This is a genomic window from Tenacibaculum aestuarii (genome assembly GCF_964510395.1).
Taxonomy (GTDB): Bacteria; Bacteroidota; Bacteroidia; order Flavobacteriales; family Flavobacteriaceae; genus Polaribacter; species Polaribacter aestuarii.
In genome coordinates this window covers 219,959-244,162 of sequence record NZ_CAZEFY010000001.1, presented here as the reverse complement: position 1 = coordinate 244,162, position 24,204 = coordinate 219,959, and the positions used below count along the sequence as shown (strand labels likewise).

The window sequence follows — 24,204 nt, the reverse complement described above, 5'->3', positions numbered from 1 at the left end:
GTCCATCGAGCGGATTTGTCACCTTAAGACTTTGTTTTTTTCTTAAGGAATTATAGCGACAAATACTGACTTTGGACTTTTTTTTTACTATAAAGTATGAAAACAGCTATTTTAATTGATGGGGGATTCTTTCTAAGAAGATATAAATACATAAAGGGGTTTGAAAAAACAGACGAACCTGAAGTTGTAGCTAAAAATATCGTTTCTTATTGTTTTAGACATATACAAAAGATTAACAGGTATAGAAGTAGATATGGACTTCCTCCTACAGAACTTTATCGAATTTTTTATTACGATGCAAAACCATTTGATGGTGATTCAAAAAAACCCATCAGCGGAAAATCATTTAGTTTTAAAAATACCGATCAATTTAAATTTAGAAATAAGTTGTTTACAACTTTAAAGCAACAAAGAAAAATAGCATTAAGGCTCGGTTTCTTAAAAAATAGTTCTCGATTATGGACTATAAATGCAAGACATACAAAACCACTACTTACAAAAAAAATTAAAATTTCTGATTTAACAGATGACGATTTAACTTACCCCTTGAATCAAAAAGCTGTTGATATGAAAGTAGGCCTTGATATTGCTACTCTAGCATTTAAAGAACGTGTCAATCAAATTATTTTGATAGCAGGAGATAGTGATTTTGTTCCTGCGGCTAAATTTGCTAGAAAAGAAGGTGTTGATTTCATTTTAGATCCAATGATGAATAATATTGATTCAAGTCTTCATGAACATATTGATGGTTTAATGTCGATAAAAAACATGTCTCGCAAAGATTACACATCTGAATCTGACAAATAATAAAAAACTAAAAGCCAGAGGAGAAAATTTTCTCCTCTGGCTTTTAATTTTTCAAAGTCTAATGTTCTTTTAGGGTATACTAACTCAACCCAATTTTCATATTCAAATACAACCATTTTGTAGGAACATCTAACGATTGTCCATTTACTAGCTTGTCATAATCAATACCCCAATCCAATAAATTTACTTGCCCTTGTAATACCAGTTCACTAGACATACTTTCGTATGAATTTCTAATTCCAGTAGCAAAAAACTTCACCTCTCTTTCCACTCCTTTAATAGATAGCACTCCATTAATTTGATACCAATCTACTCCCATCACATACACATTGGTCGTTTTAAACCTTATTTTTTCGTTGTTATCGCTAATAAACACTCCTTTAGTTTTAACTCTTTTGGTTAAATCAGCCACATCACCTCTACACGCTTTAAATGAGTTTGGGTCAACCTCAAACGAAATACGCATGTTTTCTAACGGGTTTCCAGCATCCATTCGCACAGGAATATCTACTTTTAAATCGTTTACAATACCACCAAACGGTGTGCTACAATGACCATGTGTTACAAACATATTGATTGTTTGATTTTTTACAGTTTCTGTCACCTTTTTTTCCTCTTTTGGTGTAACTGTTGAAGTACTTTTAGCAAATCCGCTTACCAAAACTATAGTTAGCAACGCCCCAACTAACAAAATTCTATTTTTAATGGTTTTCATAATATTCGTTTTTAAAGTTTTCATCAAAACTATCGCAACCTTCCGTTAAAAGTGTAAATCAATTGTCAAAAAAGTGTAAAAAAGCTTTAACCAGTGTACTTTTATTTAAATTTACCTCCAAAAACCACTAAAATCTATTTTTCTAACACTTTAAAATGTCACAAAAAACTCAACTTAAAGAAGTCGCCAAACTATTTTTTAAACTAGGTTGTATTGCTTTTGGCGGACCTGCTGCGCATATTGCCATGATGGAAGATGAAGTTGTTAAAAAAAGAAAATGGATGACTGAGCAACATTTTCTAGATTTAATGGGAGCTACTAATTTAATACCAGGACCAAACTCTACTGAAATGACCATGCATTGCGGACATGAAAGAGCTGGTTGGAAAGGGTTAATTGCAGCTGGCTTTTGTTTTATTTTTCCTGCCGTAGTAATTACATCAATAGTTGCGTGGTTATACCAAGAATATGGTCAGCTTCCTAAAGTTGAACCTTTTATCTACGGAATAAAACCCGCAGTAATCGCCATTATTGTTATGGCAGCTTATCGATTAGGTAAAAAAGCTGTAAAGAATACATCTTTAGCTATTTTAGGGTTAATTACTTTAGTTGCCTGCCTTTTAGGTGTTAACGAAATAGCAGCTTTATTTGGCTGTGGCTTACTAGGTGCGTTACTCTATTTTTTCAACCAAAACCGTAATAATTTAACCAGCATACTTCCTTTTTTTATATTTCAGGCGAGTGAAACGCTTCAAGTTAACAATCTGAAAATTTTATTTACCTTTTTAAAAGTTGGAGCAATCTTATACGGAAGTGGTTATGTATTATTTGCTTTTTTAGATGCAGAATTGGTTGCTAACGGATGGCTTTCAAGACAAGTACTAATAGATGCAGTTGCTGTAGGACAAATAACTCCAGGTCCTGTTTTATCTACCGCTACTTTTATTGGTTGGCAAATGAATGGAATAACTGGCGCACTTGCAGCAACTGTAGGGATATTTTTACCATCCTTCTTTTTTGTTTTAGTTTTAAATCCGTTGATTCCTAAAATGAGGAAATCGAAGCTTATTGGTGCTATTCTAGATGCTGTAAATGTAGCTGCCGTGGCTCTAATAATTGCTGTATGTATTGAAATGGCAAAAGATACCATAACTGATTGGCGTACTATTGTTATTGCTATTATAAGCCTAGTAGCTGTTTTTTATTTAAAAAAATTAAATAGTGCTTTTATCGTTTTAGGAGGCGCTATGTTAGGATATATTTTAACTTATTGGTAAACCTTATAATATCATTCCTTTTAGCCTACCTTTGCAAAAAAATATTTGATGCAGTTTTCAGACCTACAACTTAGCAAGTCTATCTTAAAAGCACTTACCGAAGAAAGACACCACAAACCAACTTTAGTACAACAAGAAGTAATTCCGTTAGTACTTAATAAAAAAGATGTGATTGTAGCTGCTCAAACAGGTACAGGTAAAACAGCTGCTTTTGCGTTGCCTATTATTCAAGAGCTTTCTGAAGAAGCTGATGTTGAAAAAAGAGCCAAAAAGATAAAAGCATTAGTAGTAAGCCCTACTCGTGAATTAGCGATTCAAATTCAAGAAAACTTTAAAAGCTATAGCAAATACACTAATTTAAGAACTACGGTTATTTATGGTGGTGTTGCTACCCAGCCTCAAAAAGATGTTTTGGAAAAAGGTATCGATATTTTAATTGCTACCCCTGGTCGTTTTATCGACTTACACAAACAAGGTAGTATTGATGTTCGTCAACTAAAAACATTGGTGCTAGATGAAGCTGATTTAATGTTGGACATGGGCTTCATTGAAGATGTTCAAAAGATTGAAGAATTGTGTCCGCGTAAAAAGCAAACCTTACTGTTTTCTGCAACGATGCCTGATAAGGTAAACGATTTAGCCAAATCAATGCTACGCAATCCTGAAAAGGTAGACATTTCACCTGCGGAGACTACTTCTAAAAACATTGGTCAGTTACTATATTACACACCCAAAAAACATAAGGTCGATTTGTGTTTGCACTTATTACGCAACACCATAAAAGGTCGTATTATTATATTTCGTCGTACCAAATTTGGAGTTGATAAGTTAGAAAAAACACTTCAAAAAAACGGATACAAAGCAACCAGCGTACATGGTGATAAGTCGCAAAACTTACGAAACCAAGCTATAGAAGATTTCAAAAATAACAAAGCCAATATTTTAATTGCTACAGATGTTGCTGCTCGTGGAATTGACGTTAGCAAAGTAGATGCTGTAATTAATGTTGACTTACCTAACATTCCTGAAACGTACGTGCACCGAATTGGTAGAACAGGTAGAGCTGGTAAATCTGGAATCGCCTTTTCTTTATGTAGTGCCGATGAAACTTCTTACATCAAAGCTATTCAAGAATTTATGGATAGAACTATAAAAATTGTAGAAGACCATCCATTCCCTCTAGCAAAACCAAAGAAGAAAAAACAACCCAACACTGTTAGTAAACACAAAAAAGGAAGAAAATCAGAAGCTTCTAAAAAGAAGAAAAAACGCTGGTATTAAACTTTTTATAAAAAATAACATTAAAAGTAATTGGTATTTTATTTATTAATCGTAATATTGCAATATAATAATAAATCAATGGGATTAACCAAATCAGAAATATTTACTGAAGAGCAAAATCAATTAGCTACGATTGCAAAAGTGTTAGGGCACCCAGCGCGTATTGCTATTATACAACACTTATTCAAATTGAATTCTTGTGTTTGTGGTGATTTGGTAAATGAAATCGGTTTGGCGCAACCTACAATATCACAGCATTTAAAAGAATTAAAGAAGGTTGGTATTATTAAAGGAACTATTGAAGGAACTAGCGTTTGCTATTGCATCAATCCATCAACATGGAAAGAAATTAAAACCTTACTTTCTTCTTTTTTAAACCTTGATATGAATAACCAGAGTTGTTGTTAAAAAAATTTGAATCTATTAATCGTAATATTACAATAAATATTAAAGACCATGAAACTATCAGAAATCAAACAACATTTAAGCACATTAAAAACTATTGCTTTTCAATTACCTGACGGTAGCTTAGTTCCTAATCATTTTCACGTAACAGAAGTAGGGAAAATCACCAAAAATTTTATCGATTGTGGTGGTGTAGTTAGAAATGAAGAAGTTGTAAACTTCCAATTATGGAATGCTAATGATTATGATCATCGTTTACACCCGGAAAAATTAATCCATATTATTGAATTATCAGAAAAAGTATTAAACTTTCCTGATTTAGAAATTGAAGTAGAATACCAAGGAAGTACTATTGGTAAGTATGGATTAGATTTTGACGGAACTAACTTCTTATTAACTACAAAACAAACAGATTGTTTAGCGAAAGATAACTGCGGGATTCCACAAGAAAAACCAAGAGTAAAATTATCTGATTTACAAAAACAAACTGCATGTGAACCTAACTCAGGATGTTGTTAATATGAAAGCAAGAACCTCAACTCTGTTTTCTGAACTACAGAAAACTATTTCTAGTTTACCAACTGTTTCGGAAGAACGAAAAGAAGTTTTACAACCACTTGTAAATTACATTCAGGAAAAACTGGAGAATAAGGAGATGATAAGCCTAAATTTTATTTGCACACACAACTCCAGAAGAAGTCATTTGTCGCAAGTATGGGCACAAACCATGGCGTATCACTATCAAATACCAAATGTAAACACTTATTCTGGTGGTACAGAAGCTACCGCTATGAATTCAACAGTGGTAAAAACATTAGTTGATAACGGATTTAAAATTCAACAATTATCTAATGAAACAAATCCTATTTACGCGGTAAAGTATGCTGATAACATACCTCCTATTATAGGTTTTTCTAAAAAGTATGACGATGACTTTAATCCAACCTCAGCTTTTGGTGCCATAATGACTTGTTCACAAGCTGATGAAGGATGTCCTTTTATTGCTGGTGCTGATAAAAGAGTACCTGTTACTTATGAAGATCCTAAATTATATGACGGAACATCTTTAGAAAAAGAAAAATACTTAGAGCGCAGTTTACAAATTGCAGCTGAAATGCACTATGTTTTTTCTACTGTAAAAGCTTAACCTTTATATTTCATAGGTAAATGCACCACTTTTTTAGTTTCGAAGAAATCTTCTTCAAAAAAGTCTGGTAAATCATAAATGGTGGCTTTAGGGAAGTTCGCAAGTTCTTCCGTAAGGTCACCACCTTTTAAATATAAAATCCCATTTTTAAGTGCATGATTTTGCTTTTTGTGTACTTTATTTTTCACCCAACGATGAAATGTTTCCATTTGTGCCACAGCTCTACTTACAATAAAATCATACGTATCATCTACTTCTTCAACACGCCCGTGAGTCGTTTTTACATTCTGTAAACCTAAGCCTTCAGCAACTTCATTTACTACTTTAATTTTTTTTCCGATAGAATCAACCAAGTGAAATTGAGTTTCAGGAAATAAAATAGCTAACGGAATTCCTGGAAAACCACCACCAGTACCTACATCCATTACTTTGGCACCAGCTTTAAACTCCATAACTTTTGCAATTCCTAACGAATGCAGTACATGACGTAAATACAACTCATCAATATCTTTACGAGAAACAACGTTAATTTTTAAATTCCAATCTTGATACAATTCTTGCAACTTAGAAAATTGTTCTAATTGTGTTTCCGTTAAATTGCCAAAGTATTTTTTTATAAGTTCCATCTAGTGATTTTTTCCGCTGCAAAAATAAAAAACAATTTGGTATAGTTAATTTTTAAGTAAAAGATATTAATCTGCTTAAAAAGTTGGCTTATAGCAATAACCGTGAACTAAAAACGTTTATTTTTGCGGGACAAACAAACAACAAATGACGACAGTAAATTTCTCAAGAATAGACAAAACAAAGTTCTTTAGAACTCTAAACAAAAGAGTTAATACATACTTTAAAGAAAACGAAATTAAACGTACAGGAAACTGGAAATTATACACAAAGGCAATAATTATGTTAGCTACTTTTATTGTTCCTTTCATATTAATTTTAACTATTGATATGTCTCAATGGATAAAATTAGCCTTAACTGTATTAATGGGAGTTGGAATGGCTGGAGTTGGAATGAATGTAATGCACGACGCTAACCATGAATCTTTCTCAAGCAAAAAATGGGTAAACAAACTTTTTGGAAGTAGTATTTATATTTTAGCAGGTAATGTATACAACTGGAAAGTACAACACAATGTGTTACACCATACCTACACAAACATTCAAGATCATGATGAAGACATGGATGCTGGTAGAATCATCCGTTTTTCTAAACACTCTGAATGGTTATGGATTCACAAATTCCAAAAATATTATTCAATCTTTTTATACGGATTGTTAACTATTAACTGGGCAATTACGACCGATTTTAAGCAAATGCACAGCTATTTAAAGCGCAAATTATCGTACGGTGAATTTCCTAACCCAGCTAAAGAATGGACAAAATTAGTAGTTTCTAAAGTGATTTATTATGCCCTTTGGTTGGTATTACCAATCGTAATTACGGATGTTGCTTGGTGGAAAGTTTTAATCGGATTTTTTGTAATGCATTATACTGCTGGAATTATTTTAAGTGTAGTTTTCCAATTAGCACACATCGTTCCTAAAACAGAAACTCCTTTACCTGATGAAGACGGAAACATGAAAAACACTTGGGCTATTCATCAGTTATATACCACTGCAAATTTTGCACCTAAAAACTGGTTTATTAATTTCTATACAGGTGGATTAAACCATCAAGTAGAGCACCATATCTTCCCACATATATCGCATATTCATTACGATAAATTAGCTAAGATTGTAAAAGAAACTGCTAAGGAATTCAACCTTCCTTATAACGAATACAAAACAACTCGTAGAGCAGTTATTGAACACTTTAGACATTTAGCTGAGTTAGGAAGAAAACCTCAATTAGCATAATCAACATACAACATAACAACACAATGTCAAACGCATTATCAAACAGAATTCAAAGTTTACCAGTATCGCAAACTTTAGCAATGGCTGCTAAAGCGAGAGAGTTAAAAGCTGAAGGTAGAGACATCATTAGTTTAAGTTTAGGAGAACCAGACTTTAATACTCCTGATTTTATTAAAGATGCCGCTATTGAAGCTATCAATCAAAATTACAACTCATACACTCCAGTTGACGGGTACGTAGAGTTGAAAGAAGCTATTTGCGAAAAGTTTAAACGTGATAATAACTTAACATATGCTCCTAATCAAGTGGTAGTTTCTACAGGAGCAAAACAATCTATTGCTAACGTAGCTCAGGTATTATTAAACCCTGGTGATGAAGTATTATTACCAGCTCCATATTGGGTAAGTTATTCTGCAATTGCAACTTTGTGTGAGGCTAAATTTACCGAAATTCCTTCTTCTATTGAAAATGATTTCAAAATCACTCCAGAACAATTAGAAGCTGCTATTTCACCAAAAACAAAAATGATTTTCTTTAACTCGCCAAACAACCCAAGTGGAACAATTTATAGCGAAGAAGAATATAGAGCTTTAGCTAAAGTGTTAGAAAAGCACCCAAACATCTATATCTTATCAGACGAGATTTACGAACACATCAACTACGGAACAAAGCCGTTTAGTTTTGCTGCTATTGAAAGCATGTACGACCGTACCATTACTGTTAACGGATTAGCAAAAGCATTTGCTATGACAGGATGGAGAATCGGTTATATTGGTGCTCCTGAATGGATTGCAAAAGCGTGTACAAAAATGCAAGGTCAAATTACCTCAGGAACCAACTGTATTGCACAACGTGCTGCAATTACAGCTGTAAAAGCATCGCCAGAAAAAGTACAGTACATGGTAGATGAGTTTAAAAACCGTAGAGATTTAGTATTACAATTATTAGGTGAAATTGACGGTTTCAAATTAAACGTACCTGAAGGTGCTTTTTATGTATTCCCAGATATTTCTGATTTCTTCGGAAAAACCATCCGTGGAAAAGAAATTAAAGATGCTAACGATTTTTCTATGTTGTTATTAGAAGAAGCTAATGTAGCTACAGTTACTGGTGAAGCTTTTGGTGCTCCAGACTGTATCCGTTTATCATATGCTGCTTCTGAATTACAATTACGTGAAGCTATCAAAAGAATTAAAGAAGTTTTAAGTTAAAACTAAAAATCCTTTATAAAAAAAGACCTCACAACTTTCTAAAATCTGTGAGGTCTTTTTTGTTAGTAAGCGCTACTTTTTATAAATCTTCCTATGATAAACAATTGGCTATCTCCCTGCGATTAAAAAGGAACTTTCAATTTTCTAACCTTTTTCTTTTTTGGCTTCTTTAAATACAATGCTTTTTTATTGTAATCTATAAACGCTTTTCCAGCTTCTAAAATATCTGCACCAATAATCCCATCAACTTCTTGTGCATTATGTTGTTTTAAGGCAGTATTTACATGCGTTAAGTCAAACAATACTAAATCACAAGCTTCAGTTTTCCACTTCCCTATTTTCAATGAATTATTTTCTGACTTTTGCGTCTCCATATCTGTTGCTCCCGCACCCGCCGCCTTTACCTCACTTTCTTCAGAAATAAGCTTGAAACGCTCTATTAACTCTAGCCCAACACAAGAATTAGAAGCGCCTGTATCTAAAATAAACCTTCCCATAACACCATTTATCTCCGCATCTAACTCTAAATGATTCGTCACCATTTTTTTAAGTTTTATTTTGATGTATTTCTTTTTTCGTAATACTTTTTTCAAACTTGCCATTTCTTGTACTTTTGTCATCACAAAGATACAATAATACAATGTCACCTTGAGCCTTAGCGAAAGGTCTTTCTTTAAAAAAATATGATAACAGATACCCATACACACCTATATTCTAGTCAATTTGATGAAGACAGAAACGAAATGATGCAACGTGCCAAAGAAGCTGGTATTTCTCGTTTCTTTATTCCTGCGATTGATAGTTCTTATACTCAACGTATGTTCGATTTAGAAAAAAACTACCCGGACGATGTGTTTTTAATGATGGGGTTACACCCTACTTCGGTAAAAGAGAACTACCAAGAAGAATTAGCACATGTAAGAGAATGGCTAGACAAACGTAATTTTTATGCGATTGGTGAAATTGGTATCGACTTATATTGGGACAAAACTTTTTTACCACAACAACAAGAAGCTTTTCGTACTCAAATTCAATGGGCAAAAGAAAAAAAATTACCTATTGTTATTCACTGTCGTGATGCTTTTGATGAAATTTTTGAGGTATTAGAAACTGAAAAAGGAGATGATTTATTCGGAATTTTCCACTGCTTTACAGGAACCTTAGAACAAGCTGAAAAGGCAATTTCATACAACATGAAATTAGGAATTGGAGGTGTTGCCACTTTTAAAAACGGAAAAATTGATAAGTTTCTAAATCAAATAGATATCAAACATATCGTCTTGGAAACAGATTCTCCATACCTAGCTCCAACTCCATACCGAGGTAAACGTAATGAAAGTAGCTACATAACTAATGTTGTGGATAAGTTAGTAGATATTTATGGATTGACTTTTCAAGAAATTTCGGAAATTACAACACAGAACTCTAAAGACGTTTTTGGTGTCTAACTTACAAACCACATATTATAAAACTCCTATCGGGATTGCCAAAATTAATGGCGATGAAAACGGAATCCAATCGATTTCGGTATTGGATGAAAATACTTCGGCTACAATTAGCATTCCGAAAGAGACTCCGTCTTGTTTACAAAATTGTGTCGCTCAACTTGATGAGTATTTTGCTGGAAAAAGAACAGTGTTTGATTTACAATTGAATCCACAAGGAACAACCTTTCAACAATCGGTTTGGAATGAGCTATTAAACATTCCTTTTGGAAGAACCAGAACTTATTTAGAACAAACCAAACAATTAGGAGATGTAAAAGCAATTCGTGCGGTAGCTTCAGCGAATGGCAAAAATCCTATTTGGATAGTTATTCCTTGCCATAGAGTTGTAGGTTCTGATGGTTCGTTAACAGGATATGCAGGTGGTGTTTGGCGTAAAAAATGGTTATTAGAACACGAAAGTGGAGCAAAACAACAAACATTATTCTAATTTTTAGAAAATCAAACAATGAAGTTATGTTTAATTTAAATTACGTTTTTCAATAAAAAACTTCTTCAATAAATAACCACATTCTTCTTCTAAAACCCCTGATATTAACTTTGTTTTTGGATGTAATTTTGTTTTTAATACACTAAAACCAAGTTTTGGCTCACTTGCTCCATACACTATTTTACCTATTTGTGTCCAGTAACTCGCTCCCGCACACATTTGGCAAGGTTCTAGTGTAACATACAAGGTGCAGTCTTTTAAATATTTTCCGCCTAAAAAATCTGCTGCTGCAGTAAAAGCTTGCATTTCGGCATGCGCTGTAACGTCGTTTAACAACTCAGTTAAATTATGCGCTCTAGCAATAATTTGATTATTAAAAACGATTACTGCACCTACTGGAACTTCTCCTTTATCAAAAGCAAGCTCAGCCTCTTGTAAGGCTTTTTTCATAAAGTAAGTATCATCAAACGGATTCATATACGTGGATTCATGTAAGTTCTTAAACAAATGTAGCCAAAATTTGTTTGTGCTAACTCTGAGTAAAATACTTATTTTTACCAAAATTTACGATTTGATTTCAATCAACACTTCTGAAAATAAAAAAGTCTATTTTGCTTCCGATCAACATTTAGGAGCTCCAACTTCTGAGGCTAGTTTTCCTCGTGAACAAAAGTTTGTTACATGGTTAAACGAAGTTAAAAAAGATGCTGAAGCAATTTTTATTCTAGGTGATTTATTTGATTTTTGGTTTGAGTATAAAACTGTGGTTCCCAAAGGCTTTGTACGCGTTTTAGGTAAACTCGCAGAAATAAAAGACAGTGGTATTCCTATTTACTTTTTTGTTGGGAATCACGATTTATGGATGCATGATTATTTTGAAAAAGAATTAAACATTCCTGTGTATCATTCTCCTCAAGAATTTAAAATCAATGATAAATTGTTTTTAATTGGTCATGGAGATGGACTAGGACCAGGAGACAAAGGGTATAAACGTATGAAAAAAGTATTTACGTTTCCTTTATTTCAATGGATGTTTCGTTGGTTACATCCAGATTTAGGTGTTCGATTAGGTCAATATATGTCTGTAAAAAACAAATTGATTTCTGGTGATGAAGACGCTAAATTTTTAGGCGAAGATAATGAGTGGTTAGTACAATATTGTAAGCGTAAATTAGAAACCAAGCACTACAATTATTTTGTTTTTGGACACCGACATCTCCCTTTAGAAATTCAACTTAAAGAGAACAGTGTTTACCTTAATACAGGGGATTGGATTCAGTATTACACCTATGCTGTTTTTGAAAATAATAAATTAGTTTTAAAAGAATATAATTAATAAAAAAAAGCACCTCAAAAAGGTGCTTTTTTTATGGCTTATTCCAATGTTAATCTAATACAAAACGTAATCTAGCAAATAAATGTCTACCATTAGTTCCGAACTGTACAGAACGTCTTGAGTAGATAAATCTTCCATCAGATCTAAAAGCAGGGTCGTTTTTATCTGGATAAACATCAAATAAATTATTTGCTCCTAATGTTAAACTTAGGCTCTTATTAAACTTGTATCCAAAAGAAAGATCCGTAACAATTTTTCCTCCAAAGGTAGTATCTATAGAAGGATCGTTACTGTTAGTTGCTTCTTCAACTTCTCCAAAATAGCTATTCCTTAAAAAGACACTCCATTTATCGTTAACCGTTAAATTGTGTGATAAATTTCCTTTTGTTGTAGGAACAGCAGACTCTAAATAAATTCTACTTGTTGGGTCAAAATAAGTATCAGATAATCCTGCGTTTTCTATAGCAGTTGGAATATTCACACCTTCTACATTCGTTTTTGAAAATGTAAACGCTAAAGTGTTAGTTAACCTCATTTTATCAGAAAGATCTGCTTTGTGATCTACAACAATATCTACTCCTTTTGTTTGAGTATCTACAGCATTTGCAAAAAATGCTGCTTGTGTAGCATTTGCTTGTTGGAACAATCTTTCCAACTCAGCGTCTCCATTATCATCAAAACTTCCTGTTAATATTACTCTATCATCAATATCTATTATATATCCATCAACTGTAAACTTTAAGTTTGCACTTGGCACTTTTGCTGTAAATCCTGCAGAAAATCCAAAAGAAGTTTCTTCTTTTAGTTTACCTATTCCTAAAATCCTTGCAACTCTCGAAGTGTTTGAAAACACCCCAACTTCATTTGGTATACCATCTACAAACAACGTACTGGTTGAACTATAAGATATTTGATGCAATGATGGTGCCCTAAACCCTGTTTGTAAACTAGCTCTTAAATTAAAGTTTTTAGAAGCTTTTACCCTAGATGCTACTTTTACATTTAAAGTACCTCCAAAATCTGAGAAATTCTCATAACGTACAGCTCCACTTAATAAAAAAGATTCTGTAATATCTGCTTCAACATCTACATAACCTGCTATAGAGTTTCTGAATGAATTTACTTCATTTTCTGGTTTAAACCCAGGAAACACCTGAATACCTCCCGGTCTTGAGTTACCAAAAAAATCTTCAGGAACCATTGAACTAGGATCTGTTGGATCGTGTACATTACCCAATGTATTGTATTGTGCATACGATGCTTCCTCCCCTGCTACAATACCATAATTTTCTAAACGGTATTCAGCACCAAAAGCGATATTTAAGCCAGCCATTACGTCTTCGTAAAACTTACTAAGGTCAATATTTGTCGTGTTTTCACTTGAATAAAACCCTCCTGAATTCGCTTCAAAAGGCGTTGAATTACCTAAAGATGCATTGCTTGAATTGCTTATCAAGTAATTAAACTCATTTCTACCAAATGTATTTGAAAAATCTACATTCCAATCACCTAACTTTCCTTTTATTCCAACCGCGTATGATTTGTCTTGAATATTAGAATTTATCTCTGGTAAGAATCCGTTCATATATGCTGGAGTGTATGCTCTAGATTGATTTGGTAATCTATAGAAACCTGCCGCATTACCATTTTTGTAACTTAAACCAGCATTACCATAAATAAAGGTTTCATTTCCTAACGGAATTTCCATGTTTGCAAAAAATTGCGCTCCTCTTACCCTAGATTGCCCTACTCTCATGTTAAAATCACTCCTTTTCAAGCCACGGGCTAACAATTCTGCTTCGGTAACATCAGCCCCTAAGATTGTTCGTAATTCTTCTTTTGTTTCAGTACCATTCAATGTAATTCCTGCATCACCTGCGTAATTAAAAATATCATCTAAATCATCATCTAATAGATTTGAAATATTATACCCATCTGCTGCTGCAACTCTTTCAATAGAATTATATGCATTAAATATTGAGCCTTCCCATTCTTGCATTCTATTAGTCCATCCTCTAAAATCAAAATTTCCAGTAAAATTTATAAATCCACCGTCTTTACCAATTGGCAATCCATAATTTAACCCTAAGTTTAATTTTTCTCCATCTATATCTCTCTCTGGGCTACTTTCACTTGTAAAATTAGCACCTGTTGTTAAGTTAACTTCTAACTTATTTGTAGATTTCTTTAAGACGATATTTATGATTCCTGCAATAGCATCTGAACCATATTGAGCTGCTGCACCATCTCTAAGAATTTCAATTCTTTCAATAGCTATTGATGGAATTGTTGTCATATCTGTACCCACTGAACCTCTACCAAAAGTACCATTTACGTTTACCAAAGCAGTTTTATGACGTCTTTTTCCATTGATTAACACTAATACTTGATCTGGACCTAATCCTCTTAATGCTGCTGGCGCAATATGATCCGTACCATCAGAAATTGATTGAGGATTAGAATTAAAAGACGGTGCTGCATAATTTAGAATTTCGGTCACCGTAACCTGTGGTGCCGACTCAGTAAGCTTAGAAACATCTAACACATCAATAGCTACAGGAGAATCTATTGCGACTCTCCCTTTATTACGAGAACCTACAATTACCACCTCCTCTAAGGACTCACTTGATTCTTCAATTACTATTGTAAGATAAGAACTATCAGTTACTTCTACTTCTTTCGTTCTATATCCTACTGAAGAGACTATAACCGTAACAGGCAACTGGCTTACTTTTAAAAAATACTCTCCATTATCGTCAGTAGTTACACCATTGGTAGTTCCTTTCTCTATTACATTTACAAAAGGCAAAGCTACCCCATTAGTATCTGTAATTTTTCCTTTTATCGTCTGACCAATCATTGATGTAAATGACATCAATAAAACACAAACTATTAATTTAATTTTTTGTTTCATAATCATATTTATTTTTTGTTTTTTATATTAAAAACGTTAATTAACTATAAACATACTAATATTTACAACCCTTAACAAGAATATCCTTAAATAAATCATTCACAACACATTAACACAAAAACTACTATTCGTTAAAATCAACAAAACAACTTATGTACTTCAATAGAAACTTACGCTTCTTAAAACTTCCCAATACCTAGAACCTCTTTACCTTATTTTCTTTTAAAACACTATACAAGTAAAGAAATTGACCATAAAAAAAGCACCTTTAAAAGGTGCTTTTTTTCATTATCAAATAATTAATCTTAAAATTTAAAGGTTAATCCTGCTTTAAATGTCATTCCATTAAATCCAAATTGATTTACTTCCCAAGGGTATTTAAAACGACCTCCTAAATCAGTTACAACATCTCCCTTTGTATCAATTTCGTCTGGGTACACATCAAATAAATTATTTACTTGCGCATTGAAAGAAATCATATCAGAAAGCTCATAACCTAAAGAAATATCTGTAATTATCTTTCCAGTAAATGTTTGATCTTTATTAGGATCTGTAGCATGTTGCCATGTTACTTCTCCAAAGTATGTATTATTTAAAAAGGCTGTAAACTTTTTATACTTATAATCAGCCCCAAATAAAAGTTTAGTATTAGGTCTTGCACTAATAATTCTTGATTGTTCTTTTCTATTAAAAATAGCATTCTTATAATTTGCTAACTTAGTTGGAGTTTTTACTTCTCCTTCTAATTTAGTTTTATTGATGTTTAATGCTAAGTTTAATCCTAATTTACCTGCTGCAAAGTCAATGTTTTTATAACGCATTGTATAATCAAAACCTTCTGTTTTAGTATCAGCAGCATTGATAAAAAACTTAATACTTGTTACTGAGTTATCATCCAAAATCTGTTGAACATCTGCATTTGGATTCCCGTCATCATCAGTACCTCCAATTTCTCCAGAAAACACTACTCTATCATCTACTTTAACATTGTAATAATCTAACGAAATTGTAAAGTCATTCGAAGCCTTTACCGTAATACCTGCCGAAACATTTTTAGAAGTTTCAGCAAATAATGGATCAACTCCTAAATCTCGAATCACTGGACTTACATTATTGAATGTTCCTTGATTTGAAATAGTACCTCCTGAAACTAAAGTTTGTACATTACTCAAATATACCTGATGTAATGATGGCGCTCTAAATCCAGTACTATATGAAGCTCTTAACACTCCTGCTTCCCCTAACTTATATCTAGAATTTACTTTCCATGAAAAATTATCTCCAAAATCTGAATAATTCTCATAACGAACTGCCCCGCCTATTAAAAAGTCTTCTGAAACATCCCAATCTAATGTACCATAACCACCTACGTTAGTTCTTGTTTCATTTAAAGCGTTACCAGGTTGTAAACCAGGAAATGATTGTGCTCCACCATCAATATACGAAGCCTCCTCTCCAGCTGTTACTTCAAATCGTTCTTGTCTTGCTTCAACACCAAACCCTAAACTTACATCCCCAAAAGAACGACTCATATCAAAGTTCCCTACAATATTACTGAAAGCATATGCTCCTGCATCAAAAGAAGTAGGACTGTTAGCTCCCAAGCTTACATTAATTGTATTGCCTATTGTATAATCAACAGAGTTACGACCATAACTACCACTTAAATCTGCATTAAATCCTCCTAACTTAAACCTACTACCTGCTGTGAATAAAATATCTTGAATATCTGTTTCAAAGGTTGGTTGAAATCCATCATAAGTTTCTCCTGGAGGTGTTAACAATCCAAAATCATCTGTAATCCAATATGGAGGTCTATAAAGAGCAAAACTTTTACCTTGTCGCATATTAAATCCTCCAAAACCATATAGTGTAGTGTTCTCGTTTAAAGGATATTCTGCATTCACAAACAAATCTCCTTTTTTCATTTCTGGTTGTCCAATAATCATTCCTAAATCTGGATTATCTCGTGTCCATTGATTATCTACACCAAACAAATCATCTTTTCCTGGTTCACCAGCCCTATCGGTTTTTTCTTGATAACTTAAACCTAAGGTAGCATTCACAAAACCTCCTTCACCAAAGGTAAATGTATGGTTAACATCTCCATCAATATTAAATCCGTCTCCTTCTTTCGTTACTCCAGAGTTTACATTTACTTGAGTAAATTCAACACCTTTTTTTAAAATAATGTTTACAACCCCAGCTACAGCATCTGAACCATATTGAGCAGAAGCCCCATCACGTAAAATTTCTACTCTTTCAATAGCAGCTGTAGGAATACTTTTCATATCTACTCCTACTTCTCCTTTACCTGGTGTATCATTTACATATACTAAGGCACTTTGGTTCTTACGCTTTCCGTTTACTAAAACTAAAGTTCTACTTGGTCCTAACCCACGTAAATCGGCAGGATCAAAATGCGCTGTTGCATCAGAAATTGTTTGGTTACTTGAATTGTAAGAAGGAACTGTGTACGTTAACATTTGGTCTATATTTGTTTGACCTGTAGCTTGCAACTCTCTCACACTTACATTATCAATAGGCACTGCAGAATCTAAAATTGTTCTAGGCTTAGCACGGTTACCTGTTAACACAACTTCCTCTAAAACATTATCTTCCTTTAAAACTATAGTAACGAAAGAAACATTATACAATGTTTTTTCCAACGTAGTAAAACCTACCGAAGAGAACACTAATGTAGCAGGCATCTTTTTAACATTGAGCACAAACTCACCTTGTTCATTTGTACTTACCCCATTAACTGTCTCCTTTTCCAAAACATTAACTAAAGCAAGTGGTACTCCACTTTCATCAGTCACTTTACCTTTAATTGTCTGACCAATCATTGATGTAAATGACATCAATAAAATAAAGACAAAAATTTTGTTTTTTGCTTTCATAAGTGTATTCATTAGATTTAGTTTATATATAATGTTAAAAATGTTAATTTTATATTAGAATAGCAAATTTTTTAATATAAAATTGACATATACACAAACAGAAATACTATTATTTAACAAAAAACCACTCAATCACGGCTTTTTACCTTTAACCATACTTTAACAACTCTTATTTTCTTATTATTGTAGCTTTGTTTCATAAAATTCTAATTTATTTCAAATACTATGGATATAGACGTAAGAGCCATCAATGAAAAAATAGAAAGAGAGAGTGCCTTTGTAGATTTATTAACTACTGAAATGAATAAAGTAATTGTTGGTCAAAAGCACATGATTGAACGATTACTTATAGGGCTTTTAGGAAACGGTCATATCTTATTAGAAGGTGTTCCTGGTTTAGCAAAAACCCTAGCTATCAACTCACTTTCTAAAGCTATCGATGCAAGTTTTAGCCGTATTCAGTTTACTCCAGACTTACTACCTGCCGATGTAGTAGGGACTATGATATACAACGTAAAAGAGAATGATTTCTCTATTAAAAAAGGGCCAATTTTTGCCAACTTTGTATTAGCAGATGAGATTAACCGTGCGCCTGCAAAAGTGCAATCTGCATTGTTGGAAGCTATGCAAGAACGTCAAATTACTATTGGTGACGAAACTTTTAAGCTAGACGAACCTTTCTTAGTAATGGCAACTCAAAACCCAGTTGAACAAGAGGGTACATACCCACTTCCTGAGGCACAAGTTGACCGTTTCATGTTAAAAACTGTGATTGACTACCCAAAATTACAAGACGAACAACTTATCATGCGTCAAAACTTAAATGGAAGTTTTCAAAAAATAAACCCTGTAATTTCTATAGACCAGATTATCAAAGCTCGTCAAGTAGTTAATGAGGTGTATATGGATGAAAAAATCGAAAAATATATCTTAGATATCATTTTCGCAACACGTTATCCTGAAAAATATAACCTAGAAAAACTACAACCATTAATTAGTTTTGGATCTTCTCCTCGTGGTAGTATAGCTTTAGCAAAAGCAGCAAAATGTTATGCTTTTATTAAACGAAGAGGATACGTAATTCCTGAAGATGTGAGAGCTGTAGTAAATGATGTATTACGCCACAGAATTGGAATTACTTACGAAGCAGAAGCCGAAAATATTACTTCAATAGATATTATCAATTCTATTATTAACGAAGTACAAGTACCTTAATCAATTATCAATGAACAATTATCAGCTGAATATATTTTTACTGATTATTGATAACTGTTAACTGAGAATTGAAAAAATGGACACAAAAGAATTACTAAAAAAAGTTCGAAAAATAGAAATTAAGACACGTAGGTTGTCTAATCATATTTTTGGAGGAGAGTATCACTCAACCTTTAAAGGGCGTGGTATGACTTTTTCTGAAGTACGCCAATATCAATACGGAGACGATATTAGAGCAATCGATTGGAATGTTACCGCACGTTACAATGAACCTTATGTAAAAGTTTTTGAAGAAGAACGCGAACTTACTATGATGTTGGTAGTCGATGTTTCAGGTTCTGAATTTTTTGGTACTTCTGAACAATTTAAAAAGGATACAGTTACTGAAATTGCCGCAACATTAGCATTTTCTGCCATTCAAAACAACGATAAGGTTGGATTAATTCTGTTTTCTGATCAGGTTGAGTTATACATTCCGCCTAAAAAAGGAAAAAGTCATGTATTACGAATTATTCGTGAACTTATAGAATTTCAACCAAAAAGCAAACAAACTAACATTAGTGAGGCTTTAAAATTTTTATCCAACATTATGAAAAAGAAAGCTATTGTTTTTATGCTTTCTGATTTTATGGATGACAATTATGAGCGTACTTTAAAAATTGTTGGTAATAAGCACGATGTAACGGGTATTCGCGTATACGATAAACACGATGAAGAAATTCCGAATTTAGGAATGGTTCAAATGTTAGATGCAGAGACAGGCAAAACACATTTGGTAAATACGAGTTCTAAAAATGTAAGAACACATTACAAAGCTAATGCCTTACGTTTAGCCGATTATTTTGAAAATTCGTTTACAAAAAGTGGTGCAGGTACTATTAGCACTAGAGTTGATGAAAGCTATGTGCGTAAATTATTAGGTTATTTTAAAAGAAAAGGATAAGAATGAAATACAACTTTTTTTATTTATGCTTGTTTTTAGCTTCTTTTACCTTTGCACAACAACCTCAGGTAAAAGCTGAAATTGACACTACCAGCATTAGAATTGGAGAACAATTTCAATATAAAATATCTGTTGATGCTACCGAAAATGTCATCATCCCTAAGTTAGAAGGTTTAAAAGGGTTGGAAGTAATCGATACCCTAAAGATCGACACAATTGAAAACAAACTGGTTCAAAAATATATTTTAACAGGATTTGATAGTGGCGCATTTTACATTCCAAGGCAGCAAATATTCGTTAGAAATCAAGCCTATTTAACTGATAGTTTGCTAGTAAATGTTGCTACTGTTCCTATTGACACTACCAAGGTTAAAAAATTCCCTATTAAAGGAATCAAAGGAGAACCATATCAATTTGACGATTTCAAACAGTATATCTGGTGGGCTGTAATAGCTTTAGCTATTATTGCGCTACTACTCTACTTCTTTGTTTTCAAAAAGAAAAAAGAACAACAAGAAAAGATTATTGTTCCGTTATTGGCTCCTTATGAAGAAGCAATGCAAAAATTAGAAGAATTAGATAAAAAATTATTGTGGCAGAATAATCAAGTAAAACAATATTACAGCGAGTTAACCGACATTATTAGAGGGTATATTGAGCGAGAGTTACACGTTCCTGCTTTAGAAAGTACTACGGATGAATTAATTAGTGTTTTAAAAGATTTTAACGACACAAAATCAATAGAAACAACTAAAGAAACTATTGAAAAGTTAAAAGGATTATTACAAGAATCCGATTTAGTAAAGTTTGCAAAGTCAAAACCTTTATCTCATGAAATAGAGGGAGACCGTAAAAATGCTAAGTTTATTATTGATAATTTGAAACCAAAAAAACAAATAGAAGAAGATGAAGTGGAATAATTTTGAGTTTCATAGTCCCGAGTTTTTATGGTTACTGATATTGATTCCTCTATTAGCTTTTTGGAGTTTCTATAGCCGAAAAAAAGATAGCGCGAAATTAAAAATGTCAAGCACCAAAGGTTTTAAAATACAAGGTTCTATTTTACCTAAATTAAAACCTTTATTGTACTTGTTAAGACTACTTGCGTTGACTTGTTTAATCATTGCTTTGGCTCGTCCAAGAAACGTAGCCGTAAGCAAGAAAACAAAAACAAATCGCGGTATTGATATTGTAATGGCTATTGATGTTTCAGCAAGTATGTTAGCCAAAGATTTGCAGCCAAACCGATTGGAAGCTTTAAAAAGAGTAGCTACTGATTTTGTGAATCGTCGTCCCAATGATCGTATTGGTATTGTTGTATATGCTGGTGAAAGTTTTACACAAACTCCTATTACCAGTGATAAATCCATTGTAAAAAGAACCATTTCTGAAATTAAATGGGGACAATTAGAGGATGGTACCGCTATCGGAATGGGCTTAGGTTCTGCCGTAAACAGATTAAAAGAAAGCGAAGCAAAGAGTAAAGTAATTATTCTGTTGACAGACGGAGTAAATAATGCTGGATTTGTTGATCCTAAAACAGCTACGGAGCTAGCAAAAGGTAACGAAATAAAAGTATACACTATTGGTATTGGAACTAACGGAATGGCTCCTGTACCTTGGGCAAGAGACCCAAGAACAGGTAAGATTTCATTTAAAAATCAACCTGTAGAAATTGACGAAGCCCTACTAAAACATATAGCTTCCGAAACTAACGGAAAATATTTTAGAGCCACAAACAACACGAAGCTTAAAGAAATTTACGACGAAATTGACAAGCTAGAAAAAACAAAAATAGAAGAGTTTAAATACTATAATTATTCTGAAAAATATCGCTTACTCGTGTTCTTAGCAGGAATCTTTTTATTACTAGAGTTTTTACTGAAAAACACATTATTTAAAAGCTTTATTTAATCATTCAAACCTTTGAATAAAAAATGTACAAACTAGAAGAACCAATATATTTTTACCTTTTTGCAATTATTCCCATAATAGTTGTGGTTTTCCTGTTGGTTTTATGGTGGAAAAAAAGAACACAGAAAAAATTCGCAAACACTATTCTTTTAACCAGAATAGCACCAAACACTTCCACTTTTAAATCCGTTTTAAAATTGATTGTTTTTATTTTAGGACTCTCTTTTTTAATTCTGTCTTTGGTAAACCCTAAAATGGGTACCAAACTTAAAACTGTAAAAAGAGAAGGTGTTGATGTTGTTTTTGCTTTAGATGTTTCTAAAAGTATGTTAGCAGAAGATATTGCTCCAAATCGACTAGAAAAAGCTAAACAAATTATTTCTAAAACGATTGATAAATTAGGAAGTGATAGAGTTGGTATTATCATTTATGCAGGAAATGCGTATCCGTTACTTCCAATAACAACCGATCACGCCGCAGCAAAAATGTTTTTGCAAAATGCAAATCCTGATATGGTTTCAAGTCAAGGTACCGCTATAAAAGAAGCTTTGAACTTAGCAAAAACTTATTACGATAACGATGAGCAAACCAATCGCTTTTTAATTATAATCTCTGACGGTGAAGATCATCAAGAAGAAACTAAACAAGTTGCGCAAAATATTGCCAACGAAGGCGTAAAAGTATACACCGTAGGTGTAGGTACTGAAAAAGGAGGTCCAATTCCTATAAAATTAAATGGCGCACTTATTGGTTATAAAAAAGATAGAATGGGAGAAACAGTAATTACCCAACGTAAACCTGATGTTTTACAAGGAATTGCTGATGCTTCTGACGGACAATATTTTGATGGAAATAAAACTGAAAATCCAGTTGAGGCCATCGAAAAAATTATTGGTAACGCACAAAAAAGTGAGTTTGAAACTAAGCAATTCTCTGATTACAAAGACCAATTTCAATGGTTTGTAGCTATTGGGTTGTTGTTTTTAATTCTCGATATGTTTTTGTTTGACAAAAAAACCAAATGGTTAAAGAAAGTAGATTTATTTAATGAGGAGTCGTAAACTCCGTTAAGTATTGAATGATAGAATGAAAAATTTACAAAACATCCTAATAATCCTTGCTTTTGCTTTATCGGCTACGGTAAACGCACAACAAGATACGTTGAAGTTACAGCGTGAAGCACGTGCTTTATTACGAGACGGAAACAAACTATACAACAAAGAAAAATATAGCGATGCTGCCATTGCTTACCGAAAAGCCTTAGGTAAAAACAGTAAGTATGAAAAAGCGAGTTATAACTTCGGAAACACCTTATATCAAGAAAAAAAATACAAAGAAGCTATTGAACAGTTTGAAGTAACCACCAAAACTTCAAAAAACAAAATAGAGCAAGCTGAAGCTTACCACAACATTGGTAATGCTATGATGGAAGAAAAACAATACGAGCAAGCTGTAGAAGCTTTTAAAAATGCTTTACGAAGAAACCCGAATGATGATGAAACTCGTTATAATTTAGCGGTTGCTCAAAAAGAAGCTAAAAAACAAGAACAAAACAAACAGAACAATAACGACAATAAGAACAAAAATAATCCTGATAATAAAGATATTAAACCATCAGAGTATGCAAAAAGCATGAAACAAAAAGCTGATAACGCATTAAATAATAATGATTTTTCTAAAGCATTAAGTTTAATGAAAGAAGCTTTAAGTAAAGATCAAACAACCAAACATTATCAAGACTATATTAAAAGACTTGAAGATATTAATCAAATTATTAAATAATGAGAAGTTTTTTATTCATATTAGTTTGTTTGGCTTCAACACTGATGCAAGCACAAAGCTCTGCTACTAATTTTTTTAATGCGGGAGCACAGCTATATACCTACGGAAAAACTCAATCTGCAAAAGATATTGTTAATGATGGATTACAAGCTTTTCCTAATGATAGAAAGTTGAATGCCTTAAAGAAAAAAATTGAAGAAGAAGAGGAAAAGAATAAAAACAAAGACCAGAAAGATCAGCAAAACAAAGACCAAAAGGATAATAAAAACAAGCAGAACGATCAAAACAACGATCAAAAAGGTGACGATAAGGACAAAAAGAATGATAATCAAGATCAAAAAAATGACGATCAAAACAATCAGCAAAAACCTAATCAAGATCAAAAAGACAAACAAAATCAACAACCTAAACCTCAACAAGGTAACATGACTCCTGAGCAAATGAAACAGCTACTAGAGAGTTTAAACAACGAAGAAAACAAAACGCAAAAGAAAATAAATGCGCAAAAATCAAAAGGAAGAAAAGTAAAACAAGAAAAAGACTGGTAATTTTTTCA

At 32.8% G+C, this 24,204-nt stretch carries 24 protein-coding genes; 18 read left to right on the top strand and 6 right to left on the bottom strand.

Annotated elements, in window-relative coordinates; translation table 11 throughout:
• Positions 1-96 precede the first annotated feature (96 nt).
• Entirely contained in the window at positions 97-807 is a 711-nt protein-coding gene (locus tag ACKTSU_RS01220) for an NYN domain-containing protein (RefSeq protein WP_408034566.1), read from the top strand.
• Between the two features lie 79 nt (positions 808-886).
• Here ACKTSU_RS01220 and ACKTSU_RS01215 read toward each other — a convergent pair whose 3' ends face one another.
• Entirely contained in the window at positions 887-1,522 is a 636-nt protein-coding gene (locus ACKTSU_RS01215; protein WP_408034565.1) for a YceI family protein, read from the bottom strand.
• A gap of 155 nt (positions 1,523-1,677) precedes the next feature.
• Here ACKTSU_RS01215 and chrA point away from each other — a divergent pair, with 155 nt between their 5' ends.
• From chrA to ACKTSU_RS01190, 5 genes are all read left to right on the top strand, one after another.
• On the top strand, positions 1,678-2,799 hold the full coding sequence (gene chrA, locus ACKTSU_RS01210; protein WP_408034564.1) for a chromate efflux transporter: 1,122 nt from the start codon (positions 1,678-1,680) through the stop codon (positions 2,797-2,799).
• A gap of 48 nt (positions 2,800-2,847) precedes the next feature.
• Positions 2,848-4,080, top strand: coding sequence for a DEAD/DEAH box helicase (locus ACKTSU_RS01205; protein ID WP_408034563.1), 1,233 nt, complete (start codon positions 2,848-2,850; stop codon positions 4,078-4,080).
• Positions 4,081-4,158: 78 nt separating this feature from the next.
• Positions 4,159-4,488, top strand: a complete 330-nt coding sequence (locus ACKTSU_RS01200) for an ArsR/SmtB family transcription factor (protein WP_133534951.1) — start codon at positions 4,159-4,161, stop codon at positions 4,486-4,488.
• Between the two features lie 48 nt (positions 4,489-4,536).
• Positions 4,537-5,004 (top strand): DUF6428 family protein, encoded by a 468-nt coding sequence (locus ACKTSU_RS01195; RefSeq protein ID WP_408034562.1) that lies wholly within the window; start codon positions 4,537-4,539, stop codon positions 5,002-5,004.
• A gap of 1 nt (position 5,005) precedes the next feature.
• A complete protein-coding gene (locus ACKTSU_RS01190) occupies positions 5,006-5,632 on the top strand; it encodes an arsenate-mycothiol transferase ArsC (RefSeq protein ID WP_408034561.1) in 627 nt (208 codons plus the stop codon).
• On the opposite strand, the gene rsmG is transcribed toward ACKTSU_RS01190, so the two are convergent.
• The gene (gene rsmG, locus ACKTSU_RS01185) at positions 5,629-6,258 is read right to left on the bottom strand and encodes a 16S rRNA (guanine(527)-N(7))-methyltransferase RsmG (protein WP_408034560.1); all 630 of its coding nucleotides are present in this window, start codon (positions 6,256-6,258) and stop codon (positions 5,629-5,631) included. The two genes, ACKTSU_RS01190 and rsmG, sit on opposite strands and share 4 nt — an antisense overlap.
• Positions 6,259-6,403: 145 nt before the next feature.
• Between rsmG and ACKTSU_RS01180 the strand changes: the two genes are divergently transcribed.
• Complete coding sequence (locus tag ACKTSU_RS01180; protein WP_408034559.1) at positions 6,404-7,495, top strand: fatty acid desaturase family protein; 1,092 nt, start codon at positions 6,404-6,406, stop codon at positions 7,493-7,495.
• A 23-nt stretch (positions 7,496-7,518) separates the two neighbouring features.
• Positions 7,519-8,706, top strand: coding sequence for a pyridoxal phosphate-dependent aminotransferase (locus ACKTSU_RS01175; RefSeq protein ID WP_408034558.1), 1,188 nt, complete (start codon positions 7,519-7,521; stop codon positions 8,704-8,706).
• Between the two features lie 122 nt (positions 8,707-8,828).
• Here the strand turns inward: ACKTSU_RS01175 and ACKTSU_RS01170 are convergent, their stop codons facing one another.
• A complete protein-coding gene (locus ACKTSU_RS01170; protein WP_408034557.1) occupies positions 8,829-9,308 on the bottom strand; it encodes a retropepsin-like aspartic protease in 480 nt (159 codons plus the stop codon).
• Between the two features lie 81 nt (positions 9,309-9,389).
• Between ACKTSU_RS01170 and ACKTSU_RS01165 the strand changes: the two genes are divergently transcribed.
• Together ACKTSU_RS01165 and ACKTSU_RS01160 are read left to right on the top strand one after the other, a co-directional pair.
• Positions 9,390-10,154, top strand: a complete 765-nt coding sequence (locus tag ACKTSU_RS01165) for a TatD family hydrolase (protein WP_408034556.1) — start codon at positions 9,390-9,392, stop codon at positions 10,152-10,154.
• A complete protein-coding gene (locus ACKTSU_RS01160) occupies positions 10,147-10,641 on the top strand; it encodes a methylated-DNA--[protein]-cysteine S-methyltransferase (RefSeq protein ID WP_408034555.1) in 495 nt (164 codons plus the stop codon). Before ACKTSU_RS01165 ends, ACKTSU_RS01160 begins: the two co-directional genes overlap by 8 nt.
• 30 nt (positions 10,642-10,671) lie before the next feature.
• Here the strand turns inward: ACKTSU_RS01160 and ACKTSU_RS01155 are convergent, their stop codons facing one another.
• On the bottom strand, positions 10,672-11,118 hold the full coding sequence (locus tag ACKTSU_RS01155) for a nucleoside deaminase (RefSeq protein WP_408034554.1): 447 nt from the start codon (positions 11,116-11,118) through the stop codon (positions 10,672-10,674).
• Between the two features lie 94 nt (positions 11,119-11,212).
• Between ACKTSU_RS01155 and ACKTSU_RS01150 the strand changes: the two genes are divergently transcribed.
• On the top strand, positions 11,213-11,977 hold the full coding sequence (locus ACKTSU_RS01150; protein WP_408034553.1) for a UDP-2,3-diacylglucosamine diphosphatase: 765 nt from the start codon (positions 11,213-11,215) through the stop codon (positions 11,975-11,977).
• Positions 11,978-12,026: 49 nt separating this feature from the next.
• Here the strand turns inward: ACKTSU_RS01150 and ACKTSU_RS01145 are convergent, their stop codons facing one another.
• Together ACKTSU_RS01145 and ACKTSU_RS01140 are read right to left on the bottom strand one after the other, a co-directional pair.
• A complete protein-coding gene (locus ACKTSU_RS01145; protein WP_408034552.1) occupies positions 12,027-14,891 on the bottom strand; it encodes a TonB-dependent receptor in 2,865 nt (954 codons plus the stop codon).
• Positions 14,892-15,196: 305 nt separating this feature from the next.
• Entirely contained in the window at positions 15,197-17,806 is a 2,610-nt protein-coding gene (locus ACKTSU_RS01140) for a TonB-dependent receptor (RefSeq protein ID WP_408034551.1), read from the bottom strand.
• 213 nt (positions 17,807-18,019) lie between these two features.
• On the opposite strand from ACKTSU_RS01140, the gene ACKTSU_RS01135 reads away from it, so the two are divergent.
• From ACKTSU_RS01135 to ACKTSU_RS01105, 7 genes are all read left to right on the top strand, one after another.
• Positions 18,020-19,009 (top strand): AAA family ATPase, encoded by a 990-nt coding sequence (locus ACKTSU_RS01135; RefSeq protein WP_408034550.1) that lies wholly within the window; start codon positions 18,020-18,022, stop codon positions 19,007-19,009.
• 76 nt (positions 19,010-19,085) lie between these two features.
• A complete protein-coding gene (locus ACKTSU_RS01130) occupies positions 19,086-19,952 on the top strand; it encodes a DUF58 domain-containing protein (RefSeq protein ID WP_408034549.1) in 867 nt (288 codons plus the stop codon).
• 2 nt (positions 19,953-19,954) lie between these two features.
• The gene (locus ACKTSU_RS01125) at positions 19,955-20,872 is read left to right on the top strand and encodes a hypothetical protein (protein ID WP_408034548.1); all 918 of its coding nucleotides are present in this window, start codon (positions 19,955-19,957) and stop codon (positions 20,870-20,872) included.
• Positions 20,859-21,866: a vWA domain-containing protein gene (locus ACKTSU_RS01120; RefSeq protein WP_408034547.1), complete on the top strand. Its 1,008-nt coding sequence runs from the start codon at positions 20,859-20,861 to the stop codon at positions 21,864-21,866. Before ACKTSU_RS01125 ends, ACKTSU_RS01120 begins: the two co-directional genes overlap by 14 nt.
• Positions 21,867-21,889: 23 nt before the next feature.
• Positions 21,890-22,927, top strand: a complete 1,038-nt coding sequence (locus ACKTSU_RS01115) for a VWA domain-containing protein (RefSeq protein WP_408034546.1) — start codon at positions 21,890-21,892, stop codon at positions 22,925-22,927.
• Positions 22,928-22,952: 25 nt separating this feature from the next.
• Positions 22,953-23,648 carry a tetratricopeptide repeat protein gene (locus tag ACKTSU_RS01110; protein WP_408034545.1) on the top strand — a complete coding sequence of 232 codons (696 nt, stop codon included), beginning with the start codon at positions 22,953-22,955 and terminating at the stop codon, positions 23,646-23,648.
• Entirely contained in the window at positions 23,648-24,196 is a 549-nt protein-coding gene (locus ACKTSU_RS01105; protein WP_408034544.1) for a hypothetical protein, read from the top strand. The genes ACKTSU_RS01110 and ACKTSU_RS01105 overlap by 1 nt, the downstream gene beginning before the upstream one ends.
• Positions 24,197-24,204: the final 8 nt, after the last annotated feature.